Annotated in this window: 1 protein-coding gene; it reads right to left on the bottom strand. The window is 78.6% G+C overall.

Translation table 11 applies throughout. The features are described from left to right. A partial coding sequence (locus G3I42_RS11055) for a polysaccharide deacetylase family protein (protein WP_164284909.1) occupies positions 1–445 on the bottom strand: 445 nt, incomplete at its 3' end. Positions 446–650: the final 205 nt, after the last annotated feature.

Raw genomic sequence — 650 nt, 5'->3', positions numbered from 1 at the left:
CATCGCGCCGCACCTCAGCGCGCAGGCGCGGCCCCGGGAGCCGGTCAAGGTGCGGGTGCGAGTGCGTGTGGCCGCCGATCTCGATCCCGGCCGCCGCGAGTTCGGCCAGGCGCGGCCAGTCGAGCATCGGCGCGGGCGCCCCCGCCGCCTCGCCGCGCCCGGTGCGCAGCCAGCCGGTCGTGACGAAGAGCGTCGCGCCGAAGCCGTACGAGAGAAGCACCGGCAGCGCGTACGTGTGCACCCCCGCGTACCCGTCGTCGAAGGTCACGAGGACGGGGCGCGCGGGCAGCGCGCCGTCCCCGCGCCACGCCCGGCCGAGCGCCGCCGCCGTGACCGGCGTCATCCCGGACCCGGCGAGGAGCGCCATCTGCGTGGCGAAGGCGTCGGGCGTGACCGAGAGCCGCCGGGTCGCGGCGGGCGGATCGGGGTCGATCGCGTGGTACATGAGGACGGGCACGGGACGGTCCCCGGCGAGGTCAGCGGGCACGACCCACCTCTCTTCGCGCGAGCCCGGGCGCCGGTACGGACCCGGGTCCGGGTACGGGTCCCGGTGCGGGTTCCGGCGCCGCCGGTACGAGGAGCGGCGCCGGTTCCGCGAGCGACCCCGCCCGCCGGGCCCGTACCGCCCCCACCGCGTAGCCCCCGGCCGC

It is taken from the genome of Streptomyces sp. SID11385 (assembly GCF_010548245.1).
Classification (GTDB): domain Bacteria; phylum Actinomycetota; class Actinomycetes; order Streptomycetales; family Streptomycetaceae; genus Streptomyces.
The sequence above is the reverse complement of the archived record's forward strand: the minus strand, read 5'-3'. Positions and strand labels throughout refer to the sequence as shown.